12 protein-coding genes and 1 tRNA gene are annotated in these 19,888 nt (G+C 70.5%); 5 read left to right on the top strand and 8 right to left on the bottom strand.

Annotated features, from left to right (window positions below; all coding sequences use genetic code 11):
* Positions 1 to 227: 227 nt before the first annotated feature.
* Together OVA15_RS12865 and OVA15_RS12860 are read left to right on the top strand one after the other, a co-directional pair.
* Positions 228 to 2,366, top strand: coding sequence for a bifunctional metallophosphatase/5'-nucleotidase (locus OVA15_RS12865; protein WP_268145460.1), 2,139 nt, complete (start codon positions 228 to 230; stop codon positions 2,364 to 2,366).
* A 113-nt stretch (positions 2,367 to 2,479) separates the two neighbouring features.
* Positions 2,480 to 5,218, top strand: coding sequence for an ExeM/NucH family extracellular endonuclease (locus OVA15_RS12860; protein ID WP_268145458.1), 2,739 nt, complete (start codon positions 2,480 to 2,482; stop codon positions 5,216 to 5,218).
* Between the two features lie 112 nt (positions 5,219 to 5,330).
* Here the strand turns inward: OVA15_RS12860 and OVA15_RS12855 are convergent, their stop codons facing one another.
* Together OVA15_RS12855 and OVA15_RS12850 are read right to left on the bottom strand one after the other, a co-directional pair.
* The gene (locus OVA15_RS12855; protein ID WP_268145456.1) at positions 5,331 to 7,109 is read right to left on the bottom strand and encodes an FAD/NAD(P)-binding protein; all 1,779 of its coding nucleotides are present in this window, start codon (positions 7,107 to 7,109) and stop codon (positions 5,331 to 5,333) included.
* On the bottom strand, positions 7,106 to 7,414 hold the full coding sequence (locus tag OVA15_RS12850; RefSeq protein WP_268145454.1) for an FAD/NAD(P)-binding protein: 309 nt from the start codon (positions 7,412 to 7,414) through the stop codon (positions 7,106 to 7,108). Before OVA15_RS12850 ends, OVA15_RS12855 begins: the two co-directional genes overlap by 4 nt.
* A 64-nt stretch (positions 7,415 to 7,478) precedes the next feature.
* Between OVA15_RS12850 and OVA15_RS12845 the strand changes: the two genes are divergently transcribed.
* The gene (locus OVA15_RS12845) at positions 7,479 to 9,593 is read left to right on the top strand and encodes a prolyl oligopeptidase family serine peptidase (protein ID WP_268145452.1); all 2,115 of its coding nucleotides are present in this window, start codon (positions 7,479 to 7,481) and stop codon (positions 9,591 to 9,593) included.
* 83 nt (positions 9,594 to 9,676) lie between these two features.
* Here OVA15_RS12845 and OVA15_RS12840 read toward each other — a convergent pair whose 3' ends face one another.
* The 4 genes from OVA15_RS12840 to OVA15_RS12825 all read right to left on the bottom strand — a co-directional run bounded on the left by OVA15_RS12840 (position 9,677) and on the right by OVA15_RS12825 (position 15,791).
* Positions 9,677 to 10,699: a cation diffusion facilitator family transporter gene (locus OVA15_RS12840; RefSeq protein WP_268145450.1), complete on the bottom strand. Its 1,023-nt coding sequence runs from the start codon at positions 10,697 to 10,699 to the stop codon at positions 9,677 to 9,679.
* Between the two features lie 105 nt (positions 10,700 to 10,804).
* Positions 10,805 to 10,893: transfer RNA gene (locus OVA15_RS12835), tRNA-Ser, on the bottom strand.
* A 163-nt stretch (positions 10,894 to 11,056) separates the two neighbouring features.
* Positions 11,057 to 13,225, bottom strand: a complete 2,169-nt coding sequence (locus OVA15_RS12830; RefSeq protein ID WP_268145447.1) for a RecQ family ATP-dependent DNA helicase — start codon at positions 13,223 to 13,225, stop codon at positions 11,057 to 11,059.
* A 439-nt stretch (positions 13,226 to 13,664) separates the two neighbouring features.
* On the bottom strand, positions 13,665 to 15,791 hold the full coding sequence (locus OVA15_RS12825) for an acyltransferase family protein (protein ID WP_268145445.1): 2,127 nt from the start codon (positions 15,789 to 15,791) through the stop codon (positions 13,665 to 13,667).
* Positions 15,792 to 15,883: 92 nt separating this feature from the next.
* Between OVA15_RS12825 and OVA15_RS12820 the strand changes: the two genes are divergently transcribed.
* Complete coding sequence (locus OVA15_RS12820; protein WP_006214713.1) at positions 15,884 to 17,365, top strand: peptide MFS transporter; 1,482 nt, start codon at positions 15,884 to 15,886, stop codon at positions 17,363 to 17,365.
* A 68-nt stretch (positions 17,366 to 17,433) separates the two neighbouring features.
* Here OVA15_RS12820 and OVA15_RS12815 read toward each other — a convergent pair whose 3' ends face one another.
* The gene (locus OVA15_RS12815; protein ID WP_024289174.1) at positions 17,434 to 17,859 is read right to left on the bottom strand and encodes a VOC family protein; all 426 of its coding nucleotides are present in this window, start codon (positions 17,857 to 17,859) and stop codon (positions 17,434 to 17,436) included.
* Positions 17,860 to 17,961: 102 nt separating this feature from the next.
* Positions 17,962 to 18,981: an Lrp/AsnC family transcriptional regulator gene (locus tag OVA15_RS12810; protein ID WP_268145441.1), complete on the bottom strand. Its 1,020-nt coding sequence runs from the start codon at positions 18,979 to 18,981 to the stop codon at positions 17,962 to 17,964.
* A 140-nt stretch (positions 18,982 to 19,121) separates the two neighbouring features.
* On the opposite strand from OVA15_RS12810, the gene OVA15_RS12805 reads away from it, so the two are divergent.
* The gene (locus tag OVA15_RS12805) at positions 19,122 to 19,880 is read left to right on the top strand and encodes a DUF5058 family protein (protein ID WP_268145439.1); all 759 of its coding nucleotides are present in this window, start codon (positions 19,122 to 19,124) and stop codon (positions 19,878 to 19,880) included.
* Positions 19,881 to 19,888 lie beyond the last annotated feature (8 nt).

The following is a 19,888-nucleotide window of genomic DNA, read 5'->3' as shown; positions in this document are numbered from 1 at the left end:
GCACCTTCTCAAGGTGAGGAGCAGTGATGCCTCGTCCTCGGGGCATTGTTGAACAAACCGAGACAGTACTCGCCCCGAGACCTATCAGTGACATGAGCCACGAACCTGACTTCACAATATGCACTGAGCGGTAACTCAGGGTTCACCCAGGAATGATCGTCTGGCCTGGTCAGGTGCTCCGGCCGCTCCAGCAGCGGGGCACATCCTCGGCCTCGCAAGGATCCTGCATGTCTGCCCTGAAGCCCTCCCGCGCCTCGTCGCTGTCCGCCGCCGTCGTCGCAGGCGTCGTGGTCACCTCCTCGTTCGTCGTCCCGGCCCAGGCCGTGGAGCCCGCCCCCGACGCCGCTAGCGCCACGGCCACCACCGACCTGCTGTACTTCAACGACTTCCACGGCCGTCTGGACGAGGACCCCGTGGGCTTCGCCGGAGCCATCGAGTCGCAGCGCGGGCCCGAGGACCTCCTGCTCTCGGGCGGGGACAACATCGGCGCCTCGCAGTACACGTCGGCCGCTCAGGACGACAACCCCACGCTGGACATGCTCAACGCGCTCGAGCTGGACGCCTCCGCCGTGGGCAACCACGAGTTCGATCAAGGCCGCGACGACCTCACCGAGCGCGTGGTCGACCGGGCCGAGTTCCCCTACCTGGCCGCCAACGTGCGGGTGGGCTCGGAGACCGGCCCGCTGCTCATGGAGGGCGAGGGCCACGACGGAAATGGCGCCTACGAGCTGTTCGAGCGCGACGGAGTGAGCTTCGCCGTGATCGGTGCGGTCACCCAGGCCACGCCGTCCAAGCTGGCCCCGTCGGCCACAGAGGGCCTGGTCTTCACCGACCCGGTCGCCGAGGTCAACTCGGTGGCAGAGGACCTGGCCGCCTCGGGCGAGGCCGACGTCATCATCGCCGCCTACCACGACGGCTCCGCGAGCCAGACCCAGGCCGAATCGGACCGCTTCTGGACCGAGACCTCCGAGGAGGTCGACGTGATCTTCGGCGGCGACACCCACGCCGAGTACACCGTGAGCGAGGACGTGGACGGCGACGGCACCGACGACCGCGCCTACATGCAGACCGGCTCCTACATGGCGAACCTGGGCAAGGTGGAGGTCACCTACGACGCCGATGCCGATGACGTCGACCTGGTCCCCACCCTGACCTCCTACGACGAGTTCATCGCGGGCCAGACCCCCGAGCAGCTCGTGGCCTCCTCGCCGCGCACCGCCGCGGTGGACCGCATCGTCGACGAGGCCACCGCCACAGCGGAGCAGATCGGCTCCACGCCTGCCGGGCAGATCACCGGCGACCTCACCACCGCCTTCACCGGCACCACCCGCGACGACCGCCAGAACGAGTCGGCGCTGGGCAATGCGGTGGCCGAGGGCTTCCGCTCCGAGCTGGCGGAGTCCCACGGCGTGGACATCGGCGTGATCAACCCGGGCGGGCTGCGCAACGAGCTGTACTACGTCGACGACCCGGAGGAGATCATCGACGGCGATGCCGACGGCGTGGTCACCGAGGCCGAGATCAACAACGTCCTGCCCTTCGCCAACAACCTCAACACGGTCGAGCTGACCGGCGCCCAGTTCGAGAAGGCGCTCGAGCAGCAGTGGCAGCCGGAGGGCTCCTCGCGGGCGTTCCTGCACCTGGGGCTGTCGGACAACGTCCAGTACACGATGGACGAGTCCCGCCCCGCAGGTGATCGCATCACCTCGATCACGATCGACGGCCAGCCCCTCGACCCGGCCGCCACCTACACCGCCGGCTCGGTCTCCTTCCTGCTCGAGGGCGGTGACGGCTTCACGGCCTTCACCGAGGGCGGGGCCAGCACCGACACAGGCCGCATCGACCGCGAGGCCTTCCAGGACTACCTCGGCTCCTTCGACGCTCCTCTGGAGCCCGCCTTCGACCGCCGAGCGGTCAACGTCACCGGCTCCACGACCGAGGGCGGCACCACGACCCTCGAGCTCTCCGAGCTGAACATGACCTCGCTGGGAGCGGTGGCCAACGAGACCGTCGAGATCCGGAAGGGCTCGCCGGAGGGCGAGGTCGTGGCCTCCGCCGAGGTCGCCGGCGAGCCCGCGAAGGACGCCTCCGGTCAGGTGGGCGGTGCCGCGAGCCTCGAGGTCCAGGTCGCCGATCTGGAGGGCGGGCCCGCCTACCTGGTCGTCTCCCCCGCCGGCACCACTATGCAGCTGCCCGCCGAGCTCTTCGTCGCCGGCGACCCAGAACCCACACCGGAGCCCACCGATCGCCCGACCTTCGGGCACGGCCGCGACCTGGCCGATCAGCGCAAGGCCGACCGCGGGCGCCCCTCCGGCGATCTGCGCGAGTGGGTGCTCGAGCAGCGCGAGCGCCGCTCGGGTCGCTGAGCCGCAGCCGCCTGCCCAGCTCAGCTCCCGGGGCCCGTCGGGAACCCCTCCCGACGGGCCCCTCCCCTCTCCGTCCTCACCCCCTGCCCCCATCCTCCGAAGGGAATCCAGAAATGACTGCCCAGAAGACCCCCCAGCATCGCACCGGGCGCCTGCGCTCGGCCGCTCTTCCCCTGGCCGCCCTGCTGGCCCTCCCCGCCGGTCTCAGCACGCTGGCGCCGGCGAGCGCCTCACCGGCCGGCGACGAGGTCGTCATCAACGAGGCCTATCTCAGCGGCGGCTCGGCCAACGCGGTCTACTCGCACAAGTTCGTGGAGCTCTACAACCCAACTGATGCGCCCGTGAGCCTGGACGGCTGGTCGCTGCAGTACCGCTCCGCGACCGGAACAGCGGGGACGTCGAACACCGTGCGCCTGTCCGGGACCATCCAGCCCGGCAAGCACTTCCTGGTCAGCGGAGCCTCCAACGGCACCAACGGGGCAGCGCTGCCCGCGGCCGATGTGGAGGCCGGCGGCAGCCTGAACCCGTCGGGCACCCGCGGCACCCTGGTGCTCTCCAACGGCTCCCAGCCCCTGAGCCTGCCGACCGGCTCCGTCGTGGAGGGCACGGCCGGCGCAGAGTCGGTCGTGGACCTGCTGGGCTACGGCGACTCCAACACCTTCGAGTCCACCGGGGCCACCAGCCCGTCGTCGAACTCCGACCCGCGCTCGCTGAACCGCACCGACGCGGTGGACACCGACGACAACTCCGCCGACTTCTCGCTGTCGACGCAGGTCACCCCGGCCTCAGGCGACGGCTCCGAGACGCCGGATCCGGAGCCGACTCCCGATCCCGAGCCGGGACCGGCCCAGGAGCTGTCGATCGCCGAGATCCAGGGAGAGGGCGAGACCACTCCGTACCAGGACCAGCAGGTCTCCACCCGCGGCGTGGTCACCGCCGTCTACGCGACCGGCGGGCTGAACGGCTATCAGATCCAGACCGAGGGAACAGGCGGCGATCTGGGCGAGGACCACGGCGCCTCGCACGGAATCTTCGTCTACGCCCCCGAGGCCCTCGACGCGGCCCAGCTCGGCGATCACGTGGAGGTCACCGGGACGGCGAACGAGTTCTACGGCCAGACCCAGATCTCCGTTCCGGCCGATGGCATCGAGGTGCTCACCGCCCCGGCCGAGGCCGTCAAGCCGGCAGAGACTGCTTGGCCCGCAGATGAGGCCTCCCGCGAGCAGCTCGAAGGCATGCTGCTGCAGCCCACCGGAGAATTCACGGTCTCGGACAACTACAGCCTGAACTCCTACGGCGAGATCGGGCTGGCCTCCGGCGAGGGTCCGCTGCGCACACCGACCGACGTGGCCCCGCACGGCTCCGCCGAGGCCGCCGCGGTCGAGGCCGACAACGCCGCCCGCGGCGTCCTGCTCGACGACGGCTCGACGTGGAATTACACGAATCTGGAGCGCTACGGCGATCAGCCGCTGCCCTACCTCACCCTGGAGAATCCGGTGCGCACGGGCTCGACCGTCAGCTTCGATCAGCCGGTCGTGCTGGGCTACGGCCACGATGCCTGGCGCTTCCAGCCGCTCGAGCAGGTCACGGGAGACACCCCCGAAGCCGTGCCCGCCGTGTTCGAGAACGACCGGTCGGAGCATGCCGCCCCGGCCTCCGTGGGCGGCGACTACACGCTGGGCACGTTCAACGTGCTCAACTACTTCACCTCTCTGGGCGAGGACGAGCCCGGCTGCGAGGCCTACACGGACCGCGCGGGCGATCCCACGACCGCCGATTACTGCGACGTGCGCGGGGCCTACGACCAGGACTCGTTCGCCCAGCAGCAGGACAAGATCGTCGCGGCGATCAACGGGCTGGACTCCTCGGTGGTCTCGCTCGAGGAGATCGAGAACTCCGCCGCCTTCGGCAAGGACCGCGATCAGGCCCTGTCCGCCCTGGTGGATGCCCTGAATGCGGATGCCGGCACGCAGAAGTGGGACTACGTCCCCTCCCCCGCCAAGGTCCCTGCCGCAGAGGACGTCATCCGCACCGGGTTCATCTACCAGCCGGGCGAGGTCGAGACCGTGGGCGAGTCCGTGATCCACGTCGACGAGGCGAACTTCGACAACGCCCGAGAGCCGCTGGCCCAGGAGTTCCGCCCCGTGGGCGGCACCGAGGCCGATGACTTCGTCGTCGTCGTGAACCACTTCAAGTCCAAGGGCGGCTCCGGCTCCGGCGACAACGCCGACACCGGGCAGGGCTCCTGGAACGGCGACCGCACCCGCCAGGCCGAGTCCATGCAGGGCTTCGCCGAGTCCTTCTCCGAGAAGGCCGATACCGATCGCACGTTCCTCGTGGGCGACTTCAACTCCTACACCCACGAGGACCCCATGCTCGGGCTCTACGAGGACGGGTATGTGAATCTGGCTCCGGAGGGCCAGCACAGCTACTCGTTCGATGGGCAGGCCGGCTCGCTGGACCACGTCCTGGCCTCCCCGGCTGCCGCCGAGGCCGTGACGGGGTCGGACATCTGGGAGATCAACGCGAACGAGTCCGTGGGCATGGAGTACTCGCGGGCGAACTGCAACGTGGTGGATCTCTACGCTCCGGATCAGTTCCGCGCCTCGGACCACAACCCGGCCCTGGTGGGGATCGCACTGAGCGGGTCGGAGGAGCCGTCGCCCGAGCCCACTGATCCGACGGACCCGACCGATCCTTCGCCGGAGCCCAGCCCTCAGCCCACCGATCAGCCGACCTTCGGGCACGGCCGCGATCTGGCCGAGGAGCGCAAGTCCGAGCGCGGCCGCCCGTCCGGCGATCTGCGCGAGTGGGTCCAGCAGCAGCGGGACCGCTTCACCTCGACCCGCTGATCCGCCTCGCCACTTCTCTCGCGCCTGCGTGCGCGGATGCGTCGCCACCCCGCGAACGGCGCATCCGGGCACGCAGGCGCGGGATCGTGCGCGAGTGGGCTGACGAGGAGGCTCAGTCCAGGATCTGCTGCGCGGCGCGGTCGGCGTCGGCCAGGGTGCGGGCACCCAGCTCGGCCGGGGCATCGGCCTCGGCGGCGATCGCGGTGCCCCACTGCACCGAGGTCAGCTGCAGCCCCAGCACCCACACGCCCTCCTGGACCCGGTCATCCGTGCCGATCGTGCGGTAGGGGATCTCCGAGACGTCCAGGCCCGCACCGGGCATCCGCACGGCGCCGTCGCGGGTGTCCATGGGCTTGGAGCGCACCAGCCCTGCGTCGTGCATGGACTGCAGCAGCGGCGAGATGTTGCGCCGGACCTCGTTGGGCGGGGACATCGCCTCGAGCATGATGCCCGCCCGGTACGGCTCGGCGGCCACCCACGGGGAGCTGGCCTCGAAGCAGCCGCGCTCGTCGTCCACCCGGAAGACCGGATCGGGCCCCAGGAAGCGCACCACATCGGCCCGGGCCAGCGCCGCCAGCTGACGGATCCGCAGAGCGGGCGGCCCCGAGCTCAGCCCCTCGACCAGCGGCGCGAACGTGCGCAGGAGCTCGTCGTGCCAGGAGGCATCGCTCAGCCCCACCTCGGCGATGATCTGCTTGAGCAGGGTGCGCGACCAGTTCAGCGACGAGAAGGCCATCTTGGCCGGGTCGTCCTCACCCTGGGCTGAGCCTGCGGCATCGCGGTCCAGCAGATGCACGACGGCGGCCGCATACTCCTCGTGCGAGCCGAAGTCCTCCCCGCGGAAGGGCTTGGCCGACCGCACGGGGTCGAAGCGCTCGGGAGCCGGCACCGCGCTCTGCACGAGGCGCTCGAGGCGCACCTCCCACGGCAGCCCCTCGGCGGTGTCCTCGGCCAGGCGCTCCTGCGAGTCCTCGGCCCATTCGCGCTCGGCACCCCTGCGGGCGGCCGGTGCGGTGCGCGCGAACCCGGAGGGGGCGTCGTCGTCGGGAACCCCCAGCACCCGGTCGAGCTCGACCAGGAAGTCCTCGGCGGGCATGCCCAGGCGATCGGCGTGCACGCGCGCGTACGTGCGGTAGTAGGTGCGGTGGGCATCGCGCTGCACGAGCGGCAGCAGCACGCGCTCGAAGGACAGCGGGCCCTGGCCCCTGAGCTGCTCGATCGTCTCCGGGGTCAGGAAGCGGTGCTCCAGGCTGCGGGCGTAGTAGGAGCCGATCTCCGGCTTGGCGCGGTACGGCGTCCCGCGGCGCGAGCCCGCCACCACGAAGGGCTCCTGGCCGGAGGGCCGGTAGACCAGCCGGTCGGTGCCGTCGTCGGCGGGCTCGAACACGCCGCCGCGGCCCTCGGTGACCTCGGCCAGGACGTCGTGGAAGTTCAGGCCCATGCCGCGCACGAGCACGGTCTCACCCGGCGGCAGCGTGTCCCAGTGGCCGTCGGCCGGGACGACCGGCGGGCGGTAGTCCAGCCCGTTCTGGGCAGCGCCGTCCACGAGCTCCTTCTGCCCCCGGCTCAGGTGCGCGTCCAGGTGGCCCAGGGCGAGCACCACATGATCGGCCAGCAGCTCCTGCTGACCGCCGATCTCCACGGCGTAGCGGTGCCGACCGGTCTCGACCCTGCGCGCGGCCACGGCCTCGTCGCGGTGCACCCTCAGCTCGACCGTGGTCGGCGCGTTCTGGACGACGGTGCGGAAGACCCACTCCAGGTAGGCGCCGTACAGCCGCCGCTGCGGGAAGTCCGCAGCCCCCAGCTGCTGCAGCGCCTCCCGGTTCTGCTCGTCCAGCTCCACCGGCAGGCCCCGCTCGACGATCGCCCGACGCCAGCCGTCGAAGCTCATCCGCGCAGCGGCTCCAGCGGCGGCACCTCCAGGGCGCCGTCGGCCGCGATCACGGTGGGGAACAGCGACGGGGTGTTCATCAGGAACCGCGGCGACTGCCGGGTGCGCCACACGTGGCCCGCCCCCGGAGGGAACGGGTCCACGACGTCGACCTTCACCCGCCGCCCCGTGGCCGCCGCATGCGCCACGACCCGCTCGAGCGCCGAGAGCCCTCGCGGCCCGCAGCCCACGATGACCACACGGGGCACGGGGCGGGAGCGGGGCTCGTCGTCAGGGGTCTCGTCGGGGTGCATCGGAGGGGTCATGGCCCCAGCATAGGAACTGCGGACCCTGCCTGAGGCCCCGGAGCCGGGCCCTAGGGTGGGGACCATGACCGAGACCCCTGCCGAAGACCCTGTCGACGACCTCCTGTGGCTCGAGGAGATCCACGGCGAGCCCGCTCTCGAGTGGGTGCGCGAGCAGAACGAGCGCAGCGAATCCCTGCTGCTGACCCCGCAGCTCGAGCGCCTCGAGGCCGCCGCGCTCGAGGTCATGGACTCCGATGACCGCATCCCCATGGTCTCCAAGCACGGCGAGCACTACTACGGATTCTGGCGCGATGCCGAGCACCCGCGCGGGCTGTTCCGCCGCACGACCTGGGAGTCATGGCTCAGCGACGACCCGCAGTGGGACGTGCTCCTGGACCTGGACGTGCTGGCCGAGGCCGAGGGCGTCCCCTGGGTCTGGGGCGGTGTGCGGCTGCTGCGCCCCCAGCACACCGAGGGCCAGTGGCGACGCATGCTGATCGCCCTGTCCCCGGACGGCGGCGACGCCCGCCGCTACCGCGAGTTCGATCTGCTCTCGCGCAGGTTCGTCCCCGCCGACGAGGGCGGCTTCGACCTTCCGGCGGCCAAGACCTCGGTCTCCTGGCTCGACGCGGACACGCTCTATGTGGGCACGGACACCGGTCCGGGCTCGACCACGACGTCGTCGTACCCGGCCCAGGTGCGCCGGCTGTCACGCGGGCAGGAGCTGGCCGAGGCGCCTGTCGTGTTCTCGGTGCCCGCCGATCACGTCCAGGCGTGGGTGGGCCGCGATCACACGGAGGGCTTCGAGCGCACCGTGGCCGTGGATGCGATCGACTTCTTCCGCTCGAGGACCTCTCTGCTGGATGAGGCTCGCGGCGGTGAGCCGGCGCTGATCGACGTCCCCGAGACCGTCGAGGCCGACCCGCACCGGCAGTGGCTGCTGCTGCGGCCGCAGGAGACCTGGGGCGACTACGCGCCCGGCACGCTGCTGGTGGCCGAGCTCGAGAGCTTCCTGGCCGGCGACCGCTCCCTGACGGTCGTCTTCGCCCCGGATGAGCACACGAGTCTGCAGGGCTGGTCGTGGACCGCCTCGCACCTGGTGCTGCAGCTGCTCTCGGACGTCTCCTCCGAGATCCGCGTGATCGAGCCCGGTACCTGGCGATCCGAGCCCATGCAGGGAACCGGCGAGCACCGCTCCACGGCGGTGTGGGCCGTTGACGACGAGGACCCCGTGGCCGGCGACGACGTCTGGGTCTCCACGAGCGGCTTCCTGATCCCCACGACGATCCTGCGCGGCACCCTGGAGCAGTCGCTGCCGCGTCCGCTCAAGCAGGCGCCGTCGTTCTTCGACGCCTCCGGGCTGAGCGTCGAGCAGCACTGGGCCGTCTCCGACGACGGAACCCGCATCCCGTACTACCAGGTGGGCCCCTCGGACCTGCCGCTGGACGGCCGCAATCCCACGCTGCTGTCCGGCTACGGCGGCTTCGAGGTCTCGCGCACCCCCGGCTACTCCGGGGTGATCGGGCGGTCGTGGCTCACCCGGAAGGTCGAGGCCTCAGGCGCGGGCGGGGCCGCACCCGGCCGCACGGGCGTCTACGTCATCGCGAACATCCGCGGCGGCGGCGAGTACGGACCCTCATGGCACCGGGCTGCCCTGCAGTCGCAGCGCCACCGCGCCTACGAGGACTTCGCCGCCGTGGCCCGCGACCTGCACGAGCGCGGCGTGAGCTCCCCGTCCACGCTGGCATGCGCCGGCGGCTCGAACGGCGGGCTGCTGGTGGGCAACATGCTCACCGCGTATCCGGAGCTCTTCGCGGGCATCTCGTGCGGCGTGCCGCTGCTGGACATGCGCCGCTACACGAGGCTGTCGGCGGGGACGTCGTGGATCGCGGAGTACGGCGATCCGGAGGACCCGGAGCAGTGGCAGTGGCTGCGCACGTTCTCCCCGTACCACCTGGTCGAATCGGGGCAGCAGTACCCGCCGGTGCTGTTCTGGAACGCCACGAGCGACGATCGCGTGGGACCCGTGCAGGCGCGCAAGATGGCCGAGCGGATGCTGCGGCAGGGCCACGAGCGGGTCTGGTTCCACGAGACGCTCGAGGGCGGGCACGCAGGTGCCGGCGACAACCGCCAGGCCGCACGCTCGCACGCGCTGTCCTACGACTTCATGTGGCGAGCGGTGACCGCCACCCTCTGACCCCCCCTCTCCCCACTCGGCGGGGGTGAGGGGGCACACGGGGAACCGGCCGGTCTGGGGCGAGGATCGGGTCCTCGACCGGCTCAGGACTCGTTGCGGTACCACTCAGGAAGCGGCTCGAGGCCCAGACGGGTCTGGTCTCCGGGCCGGGTGAGGGTCAGCAGCGCGCGCTGCACCACAGGCTCCTGCTCGAGCAGATCTTCGACGGCCTGGACCCGGGCGCGCAGCTCGGACTCCCGGACATCGCCGGTCACGTCCACGGAGGCCACGACGAACAGCCTGTCGGCACCGACCCACTCGGTGTGCAGCAAGCTCACGGACTCGATGTCGGGGTGCTCGAGGAGGATCGAGAGCAGGCGGTTGCGCCCGCGCGGGCTGCCGCCCTCGCCGGTGAGCAGCTGGACATTGCGCCGGATCAGCACGACCGCCACGACCCCCAGCAGCACGCCGACCAGGATGGAGCCCAGGGCATCCCACATCGCGTTGCCGGTGATTTGATGCATGACCATCCCGCCTGCTGCGATCAGCAGGCCGACGAGCGCGGCCGAGTCCTCGGCGAACACCGCACGCAGCATCGAGTCCGAGGTGGTGCGGATGTAGCGCAGTGGGCTGACGCGGCGGGCATGGGAGCCGGAACGGGCCTGGCGCAGCGCCTGCAGGAACGACGTCCCCTCGAGCACGAATGACACGACGAGCACCAGATAGGCCCAGCCGTAGCCGCCGTCCTCGCCCTCGCCGCCCAAGGACTGGATGCCGTGCCAGATCGAGACCCCGGAGCCCACGGCGAACAGGCCGATCGCAGCGAACATCGCCCAGACGTACCCGGCACGGCCGTAGCCCAGCGGGTGGGAGGCATCCGGGGCCCGACGCGAGCGCCGCTCGCCCACCAGCAGGAAGATCTCATTGCCCGTGTCGGCCCAGGAGTGGGCAGCCTCCGCGACCATCGAGGCCGATCCGCTCAGCGCGGCGACCGTGGACTTGGCCAGGGCCACCAGCAGGTTGGCCGCGAAAGCCAGGACGACGGTGAACGAGCTGCCGCCGCTGTCCTGCGATCCGGACTGCCCGTGGTGCTCGGACGAGGACGGATGATCAGTTGCTGTGCTCACGCCGAAGCTCCTTGTCGGAAGGCCAGATGAGGTCCGCGTCGACGAAAAAACGACCCCCGTGTCGCCACGGGGGTCGTCCTGCCGCCTCTGACGAGGCTGATTCAGCGGAGACGGGGGGATTTGAACCCCCGATCCAGGTTTCCCCGGATCCTTCATTAGCAGTGAAGTCCATTCGGCCGCTCTGGCACGTCTCCATGCTGTCGTGGCAGAGGGTGCACGGCGGCACTCTCCTGATCAAACAGCGAACGACACTCTAATGGCCCCTACGGGCAGGGTCAAAGCGCATGCTCTGACCCTGTCGACGTGCGGCCGCCGACCAGCGCGGAAGCCCTGCCCCCGATGAGGAACGGCGCCGGCTCAGCCGCGCGAGGCCAGCACGAACGGCAGGACGGGCCCGGAGCCGGCTCGGCGCAGCGCACGGGCGGCCACGGTCAGGGTCCATCGGCTGTCCACGAGATCGTCGATCAGCAGCACGGGTTGGCCCTGCAGCTGGTCGAGCCCCTGCTGGATCTGCGGAGTGACGATGAAGCGCTCCCACACAGCCGCCAGCCGATACGCCCCGTTGCCCCCTGAGCCCTGCCGCGGGTGCCCCTCCGCCAGCCCGAGCTGCCCGAGCAGCGGCATCCGCCCGGCCTGGGACAGACCTTGGGCGAGCGAGGAGACCAGCTGCGGCCGCGACAGCGACGGCATGGCCACGATGCCGGCCGGACGGCGCTGCCAGTCCCAGGCGGCCAGGACTTCGATCGCCGCCTTGCCCAGGGCGGGATCGACCTGCTGATCGACGGGGCAGCCTTCGGCGTCGTCGTGGAAGATCTCCCGCAGCCGGTTGCCCCAGCCCAGATCGGTCAGGCGCGCGACCGCACGGCCGTTCTCCGCCCGTTCCTCCTCCGGGATCCGGCCCTTGACCTGCACGCCGAGCCGGTCCATGCCGGTGGGCCACTGCGCCCGCGGCTCGATCAGCACCCCGGCCTTCTGCAGCGAGGACGTGGCCGCCTGCGAGGCCTCTCCGCTGACGTGATCCGAGTACCAGGGCCCCGCGCAGTTGTCGCACCGTCCGCAGGGCTCCGCGTGGGGGTCGTCGAGCTGCTCTATCAGCATCTGCATGCGGCACCTGGAGCTGTTCTGGTAGTCGAGCATGGCGTTCTGCTCGTCCACCCGGGCTCGGCGGATGCGGTCGTAGCGCTCGGAGTCGTAGTGCCAGGGCTGACCGGTGACCTGCCAGCCGCCCTGCACCTGCTCGACCGCCCCGTCCACGGCCAGGACCTTCAGCAGCAGGGTCAGCGGGGTGCGCTTGATGTCCACGCGCGCCTCCAGCGCCCCCGGCCCCAGCGGCCCGCCGTGCTGCTCGAGCGCGGTGAGCACAGCAGTGGCCTTGGCCTCGGTGGGCATGGAGGCCGTGGCGAAGTACTCCCAGATCTCCCGATCCTCGCTGCCGGGCAGCAGCAGGACATCCGCGCTGTCCGTGGCACGACCGGCACGACCGACCTGCTGGTAGTACGCGACCGGGGACGACGGCGCCCCCAGGTGGATCACGAAGCCCAGATCCGGCTTGTCGAAGCCCATGCCCAGCGCCGAGGTGGCCACGAGCGCCTTGACCCGGTTGTCCTTGAGCTCCTGCTCGAGCTGCTCGCGCTCCGAGGGGTCCGTTCGCCCGGTGTAGGAGCGGACGTCGTGCCCGGCGTCCCGCAGCGCCTGGGTGGTGTCCTCCGCCGCCCCGATGGTCAGGGCGTAGATGATCCCAGAGCCCTGCATCTGCCCCAGGTGCTCGATCAGCCAGGCCAGGCGCACGGTGTTCGACGGCATCCGCAGCACCCCCAGGCGCAGGGAATCGCGGGCCAGCGGGCCCCGCAGCGTCAGCACGGGCTCGCGCTGCGCGTCCACGATCCCCACGCCGAGCTGCTCCTCGACATCGTGCACGACGCGCTCATTGGCCGTGGCGGTGGTGGCCAGCACGGGCACGGTGCTGGGCAGCTGGGCGATCAGGTCGCGGATCCGGCGGTAGTCCGGGCGGAAGTCATGGCCCCAGTCCGAGATGCAGTGGGCCTCATCCACCACGAGCAGCCCCATGCGCCGCACGAGATCCGGCAGCTGCTCCTGCCGGAAGCGCGCGTTGTTGAGCCGCTCCGGTGACACGAGCAGGACGTCGATCTCATCCCGGCCCAGCTGCTCGAGGATCTGTCCCCACTCGGTGGCATTGGCGGAGCTGATGGAGGCGGCGCGCACGCCGGCCCGCTCGGCGGCGGCGACCTGGTCGCGCATGAGCGCCAGCAGCGGCGAGACGATCAGCGTGGGGCCTGCCCCGCGGGCGCGCAGCAGCAGGGACGCGATGAAGTAGACGGCCGACTTGCCCCAGCCCGTGCGCTGCACGACCAGAGCCCGACGGGAATCCGCCACCAGCGCGGAGATGGCCTGGAACTGGCCCGGGTGGAAGACGGCATCCGGGCGGCCGGTCAGCGCGCGCAGCAGCTCGAGGGTCTCCGACTCGAGTCCGGAGACGTCATCAGCTGGGCGGAGTTGCTGAGTCATGCCGGAAGTCTCCCGTGCGGCTCCGACAGCACAAGGAGCACAACGTCGCGCTGATGGGCAGGAGAAGGTCCGGGCATGAAAGCGGGCCGGGTCCGGCCCCCCGACCGAACCCGGCCCAGAGCCCGACCGCAGAGACCACTCGGGCTGCTGCAGCTGAGCTCAACCGGCGCGCCGCACCCCCCGATGCTGCGCGCCGACGGACCCGATGGCGGGTTCTCGCGGCGGAGCCGGAGATCCTGCACTGTCGGATCACTCCATATATGGTCCACTGCACGGGGCCATCCGTGAAATGGGCAGTGAAGCAACCTGACTTCTCATGAATCTTCAATTCATGACGACCAGCCTCTGACCTGGGGCCGGAACTCGGCGCATGATCAGCACCACTCGATTCAGGTGGGCGCAAGTGCGGACAGCTGCGGCCCAACACGTGCAAGCGCAGTCACCAGCCCAGTGCGTCCACGAGCCTCTGCTCGAGCATCGGCGCCGTGGTCCGTCCGAACATGGCCGTGACGTGGTCGAGGTCGCGATAGATCATCACGTTGCCGACCGTGGGACCGCAGTGCCCGTGGGGGCAGTAGAGATCGGTGAGGTCCACGAGCGGCACCTCGGGATTCTCGTCCGCCCACTGGTCCTCGATCGCCTGGCCGCCCAGCGCCTCGTCCACCGGGTCGCCGCACAGGTGGGAGTCCTCGCCGTAGAGATCGACGCACTCGAACATGTCGCGGCCCCAGCGCGGGTTGTCGCGCACGCTCACGACCGGGATGCCCGCTTCCTGGAAGCCGGCCACGCCCTCGCTCCACTGCGGCACCACGATCTCGCGCTGGTCCTGATCGGGCATCTGGGACCGGGTGCCCTGGGCGATCACGGCATCCGGGTCGAGCTCCAGGACAGCCGCCTCGGCTGCGCGGTTGAAGTCATTGCACTCGGGCGGCAGGGCGTCGTCGTGCCCGGTGTAGCGGCAGCCCGCGTAGACGAAGGTGACCAGGCGCCAGTCGCGGTTCTCGGCCGCGATCTTCAGGGGCTCGGAGAGCTGCTTGGCGTGCGAGTCGCCCAGCAGCACGACGGTGCGCTGCGCCTCTCGCCCATCCCCGGCAGCCGGGTCGTAGACGTAGCACTCGGCGGAGTCGTCGAAGCCCTCCGGCTTGGACTCGCAGACCTGACCGCCAGGATCGCCCCACTCGTCGTCGACCTCGGACCACAGGGGCACGGGCCTCAGGTCCGGGGCCTCGGGCGCCCCGTCTATGGCAGCGGCCGCACCCGGGTAGTTCTCCGGAGTGACCTCGTAGGAGGCCTGCAGCTCGGACTGCGAGATCGTCCACGCCTGCGCCGCGCTGACCGGCACCGTCACCGCCGCGACGATCGCAGCCAGACGCACGAGCTCCTTGCGTGTGGAGGCTCGGGCGCGGGCCCGCTGCGGGGAGCTGAGGCGGACGACGGCCCTCTCCGTGCCCAGGGTCAGCACGACCGATGCTGCGAAGATCAGGAGGCCGGCGCCCAGCGAGGCCGTCTGCGCGCCCGAGAGCAGCAGCCAGGTGATCATCAGCGGCCAGTGCCAGAGATAGATGCCGTAGGAGCGATCGCCCAGCCAGGTCAGAGCGGTCCAGGACAGGGGAACGTGGACTCCACGACGCCCGCCGCCGTCCCGCGAGATCAGCAGCGCGACAGCGCCGAGAGTGGGCATCAGCGCCGCCCAGCCGGGGAAGAGGCCGCTGCCGCCGACCACGAAGCCCGTCAGGACCACGGCCGCGAATCCGCCCCAGCCCAGCACCAGCGAGACCCGTCGCGAAAGCCGCGAGGTGAAGATCAGCGCGGCCAGCGAGCCCAGCGCGAACTCCCACAGCCGCAGCCCGGTGTGGAAGTACGCAGGGCCGGGCTCCATCGGGGTGACGATCACAGAGGCCGTCAGCGAGGCCGCCAGCACGAGGCCGAAAACCCCGATCGCGACCGGGCGGAAGCGACGACCCGTCGCCTTGGACAGCCCCAGCGCCACGGCGATCACCAGCGGCCACAGCACGAAGACCTGCCCCTGCACGGCCAGCGACCACATGTGCTGCACCGGGCTCGAGGCGACCCCGCCGCCGGCGTAGTAGTCGACGGAGGCCGCGGCCAGGACCCAGTTCAGCGAGTAGGTGGCCGCGCCGAAGAGCTGCGTCCAGAGGGAATCCCAGCGCGAGGCCGGGTAGAAGGCCAGGATCGCGACCAGCACCGCCAGCAGCGCGATCGCCACGGGGATCAGCAGCCGCACGAACGTGCGCGACCAGTAGCGCACCAGCGCCAGAGGCCTGCCCTCCTCGGCCTTGCGCGCGAAGGACATCGTCAGCAGATACGCCGAGACCACGAAGAAGACGTCGACGCCGCCGGAGACGCCGGAGCCCCACAAGTGGAAGGCCACCACGAGGACGACGGCGAGTCCGCGCAGCCCCTGGATCTCGGGGCGACGAGGCGATGAGGAGGCAGCAGGTCCGACCGAGGAGACCGGGGCGAGGACTGGCGCAGCGATGGGGATCCCCCAGGGCGTTGTCGAGTGCAGTATCGAGTTCGAGTTTACACAAGCGAATACATGCACGGAACAGCAGTTCAGTGTGGTGTTCGCGACACGGTACGCGACCGACCCCAGAGATGCTCGATCGGGAATGCCATGAGGTGCACAGTGCAGGGATGTCCCCCACCACACCTCCACCAGATTCCAGCTCCTCGACCGCTGAGGCCCAGGCGGACCGCGGATTCTTCGGCCATCCCCGACTGCTCGCGCCTCTGTTCTCGGTCGAGCTGTGGGAGCGCTTCTCCTTCTACGGCATGCAGGGCATCGTCCTGCTCTACATGTACTGGCAGGTCGCCGACGGCGGGCTGGGCATCGACTCGGCCGTGGCCACCGGAATCGTGGGCGCCTACGGCGGCACCGTCTACCTGTGCGCCATCCTGGGCGGCTGGGTGGCCGATCACCTGACCGGCTCCGAGCGGGCGATGTTCCTCAGCGGCATCCTCATCATGGCCGGGCACATCTCGCTGGCGCTGATCCCTGCCGTCTGGGGCCTCGGCATCGGCCTGGGGCTCATCGCGATCGGCTCGGGCGGGCTCAAGGCGAACATCACCAACCTGGTGGGCTCGCTCTACACGCGAGAGGACACCCGCCGCGACGGCGGGTTCTCGATCTTCTACATGTCCGTGAACATCGGCGGCCTGCTCGGGCCCCTGCTCACCGGCTGGGCCCAGCGGGAATGGGGCTTCCACCTCGCCTTCGGCCTGGCCGCCGCCGGCATGGCGCTGGGCCTGGGCATCTACGCCTGGAACCGCCGCAGCATGCCGTCGTCGGTCCACGTCGTGCCGGATCCGCTGCCGCGCTCGGCCTACCCCAAGTGGATCGCCATCGCGATCGCAGCCGTCGCGGTGGTCGTGATCGCCGTCGCCAGCGGGCTGCTCACGGCCGCCAATCTGGCCGGAACGATCGTGGCCGTGTGCGTGGTCGCGGCCGTCGCGCTGTTCGCGATCATGCTGACCAGCTCCAAGCTCACCGCGGACGAGCACTCCCGGGTGATCGCCTTCATCCCGCTGTTCATCGGCACGGCGGCGTTCTTCGCGCTGTTCCAGCAGCAGTTCACCGTCATCACGGTCTATGCCGACACGCGACTGGATCTCGACGTGTTCGGCTGGCAGGTCCCGATCCCCTGGGTCCAGTCCTTCAACCCGGCGTTCATCATCCTGCTGGCTCCGGTCTTCGCCTACCTGTGGACCACCTTGGGCAAGCGCCAGCCGGTGACCGCCACCAAGTTCGGCGTGGGGCTGATCCTCATGGGCTCGGCGTTCCTGATCTTCCTCACCCAGGTCTCGGTGGCGGCCGTGTCCGTGTGGTGGATCGCACTGATCATGCTGGTGGCCACCATGGGCGAGCTGATGGTCTCGCCGGTGGGGCTGTCGCTGTCGACCAAGCTCTCGCCGGAGGCCATGCCGGTGCTGATGATCTCCCTGTACTACCTGGCCGTCGCCCTAGGCACGGCGCTGTCCGGCTCGCTGGCCGGGTTCTACAGCGCCGATTCCGAAGCCGTGTACTTCGGCACCCTGGGCGCGATCACGATCGGCATCGGCGTGATCACCCTGGCGCTGTCCCGCACGATCACCCGGGGCATGCGCGGCATCCGCTGAGATTCCCGCAACGACGACGGCGGGGCCGGTGCATCGCGCACCGGCCCCGCCGTCGTCGTCCGAGGCGCTCAGCCCCCGATGTTGAACTGCCAGGAGATGCCGAAGCGATCGGTCACCGCGCCGTAGATCCCGCCCCAGACCTGCTTGCCCAGCGGGAAGGTCACGGTGCCGCCGTCGGCGAGGGCGTCGAAGATCGCGGTGAGGCGCTGCTCATCGGAGTCCTCGCCCATCAGCGCCAGGGTGACGTCGTTGCCCTTCACGAACTCGCCCGGGGCCATGCCCTCGACGAAGTCGGAGACGTAGAGGCGGATCAGGTCGTCGATCTCCAGGGCGCCGTGCATGATCTTGTCGGCGTGCTCGCTGTCGGCCAGGACGGCGCCGAAGTCGGCGAAGGTCGCGAGCTCGGGCGTGCCGCCCAGGACCTCGCCGTAGAACTCGAAGGCCTCGCGGGCGTTGCCGGGGAAGTTGAGGTAGGGGCGCAGGGCTGCGGTCATGGGAGTCCTCCTGGACGACGGGGCCGACGACAGCCGTCGCTCCGCTCGCCGGAAGGATGCCATGCCATCTGCCGACCCGGCGCTCGACGCGCGGCGCGCAGCTCAGCCCCAGGCAGGCCCCGGCAGCACGACCCGCCCCGTGGAGCGGCCGTCGACATCCAGGACCCGCCCGACCCGCTTGGGGATCTCGGTGATGACCACGGACTCCAGCACCTCGAGGCCCGGGATGCGGGCGGCGATCCGCTGCTCGACCGTCATGATGTCCGCCGGCGAGCGCAGCCACATCATGAAGCTGAAGTTCGCCGGCCCGGTGAGCGACGTGCACAGGCGCAGCGAGCTCATGCTCCGCAGCACGGCTGCTGCGTCCTCGTGCTCGGCGGCCGGCAGCCTGCAGAACCACTCGCACACCACGGGGAAGCCGACGGCGCGATGCGAGGTCTCGCAGCGGATCGTCAAGGCTCCGCTGTCCAGGACCTGGCGCAGCTGGCGTCGGACCGTGGGCGGATTCAGCCCCGTGGCCGCAGCGATCTGAGCGGCGCTGGCCCGGCCGTCGCGGGCGAGCTCGCGCAGGATCGCCGCGAAATGGGAGGGCGCGCGGCCCGTGTAGGGGCTGCGCCGCCCGGCGGCCTCGCGCAGCCGTCGCTGCTGGTGGGCATCGAGCACGCCCAGCCGCCACTCGGCGGCGATGTGGTGCAGCCGGGTGCAGAACGACGACTCGTAGCGCTGCAGCCCCGGCACCTGGTCGAGCTGCGGGTACACGTGCTCGGTGAGCCACATCAGCGACGGCGTGATCACGGTCAGCATCATGTCCCGACCGCGATGGCAGCGCTCGATGCTGAAGACATCGGGGATCTCCTTCAGCGCCTGGACGGCGGCCGGGCGCTGAGCCGGGTCGCACACGACGTCGTGGAAGGACAGGGTCATGCCGCCGGGGCGCCCCACCGGGTGCCCGCCGATCCAGGCGAGGCCCTCGCGCTCCAGCCGCCCCCAGCGCGAGGCCAGGGCGGCGGGGCTGCGCTCGAGCACCTCCCCCAGGGCTGCCCAGCTCAGCCGGGGTGCGATCTGCAGCGCTTCGATCAGCTGCTGATCGAACTCGTCCAGAATCTCCCCCCAGGTGATCACTCTGCCGATTCTGCACGATCCGATGATCAGTTTCGGCACATTCAGCGTCATGTAATACGAGTCACATCAAAATGATCCTGCTCCCGACGAGCACCGATCCCCGCTGTCCCCGGGGCAGCGCATCACCTCCGGAGGCCCTCATGCCCATGATCTCCCAGGACGACAGCTCCACCGACGTCCTCGCCCTCGCCAACTCCCCACTGCTGTGGCTGTGCGCCCTCGGCGTCTTCGTGGTGATCATCGTCCAGTCGGTGATCTACATGAAGGCCGCGCGCAAGGCCGCCGATGCCGCGGGCATCACCCAGGAGGAGCTGACCGTCTCCTTCCGCACCGGCGCCATCGGCGCGATCGGCCCGTCGCTGGCCGTGGCCATGGTGGCCGTCGCCCTGCTCGCCCTGTTCGGCACGCCCGCCACGCTCGTGCGCATCGGCCTGATCGGCTCAGTCTCCTTTGAGACCGGAGCGGCGAACATCGCCGCGACCTCGGCCGGAGCCCACCTGGGCGGTGCGGACTACACGCAGCAGGTCTACGCGATCGTCTTCTTCGCCATGTCCATGGGCGGTGCCATGTGGATGCTCGCCACGCTGATCTTCACCCCGCTGCTCAAGCGCGGCGAGGCCCGCCTGACCAAGGTCAATCCCGCCATCATGACCGTGATCCCGGCCGCTGCCCTGCTGGCCGCCTTCATCTCGCTCGGCATGGCCGAGGTCCCCAAGTCCTCGGTGCACATCATCGCGCTGCTGTCCTCCGCCGCCGCCATGGGCCTGATGCTCGCCCTGTCCTCGGCGCTGAAGAAGACCTGGATCCGCGAGTGGGGCCTGGGCATCGCGATCATCGTGGGCCTCGTGGCCGCCTACCTGGCGGTCTCCGCCGGCATGGGTCCGCCGCCCGCGGCCTGAGACCCCCA

It is taken from the genome of Kocuria sp. SL71 (assembly GCF_026672465.1).
In the GTDB taxonomy this organism is placed as follows: Bacteria; Actinomycetota; Actinomycetes; order Actinomycetales; family Micrococcaceae; genus Kocuria; species Kocuria palustris.
Note: the sequence above shows the minus strand (reverse complement) of the source record. Positions and strands in the feature narration are given on the sequence as shown.

Excerpts from the sequence above, each read along its gene's own strand:
- OVA15_RS12865 (WP_268145460.1), top strand. The coding sequence starts at position 228 with ATGTCTGCCCTGAAGCCCTCCCGCGCCTCGTCGCTGTCCGCCGCCGTC.
- OVA15_RS12830 (WP_268145447.1), bottom strand. The coding sequence starts at position 13,225 with ATGACTCAGCAACTCCGCCCAGCTGATGACGTCTCCGGACTCGAGTCG.
- OVA15_RS12815 (WP_024289174.1), bottom strand. The coding sequence starts at position 17,859 with ATGACCGCAGCCCTGCGCCCCTACCTCAACTTCCCCGGCAACGCCCGC.
- OVA15_RS12855 (WP_268145456.1), bottom strand. The coding sequence starts at position 7,109 with ATGAGCTTCGACGGCTGGCGTCGGGCGATCGTCGAGCGGGGCCTGCCG.
- OVA15_RS12805 (WP_268145439.1), top strand. The coding sequence starts at position 19,122 with ATGCCCATGATCTCCCAGGACGACAGCTCCACCGACGTCCTCGCCCTC.
- OVA15_RS12860 (WP_268145458.1), top strand. The coding sequence starts at position 2,480 with ATGACTGCCCAGAAGACCCCCCAGCATCGCACCGGGCGCCTGCGCTCG.
- OVA15_RS12850 (WP_268145454.1), bottom strand. The coding sequence starts at position 7,414 with ATGACCCCTCCGATGCACCCCGACGAGACCCCTGACGACGAGCCCCGC.
- OVA15_RS12820 (WP_006214713.1), top strand. The coding sequence starts at position 15,884 with ATGTCCCCCACCACACCTCCACCAGATTCCAGCTCCTCGACCGCTGAG.
- OVA15_RS12845 (WP_268145452.1), top strand. The coding sequence starts at position 7,479 with ATGACCGAGACCCCTGCCGAAGACCCTGTCGACGACCTCCTGTGGCTC.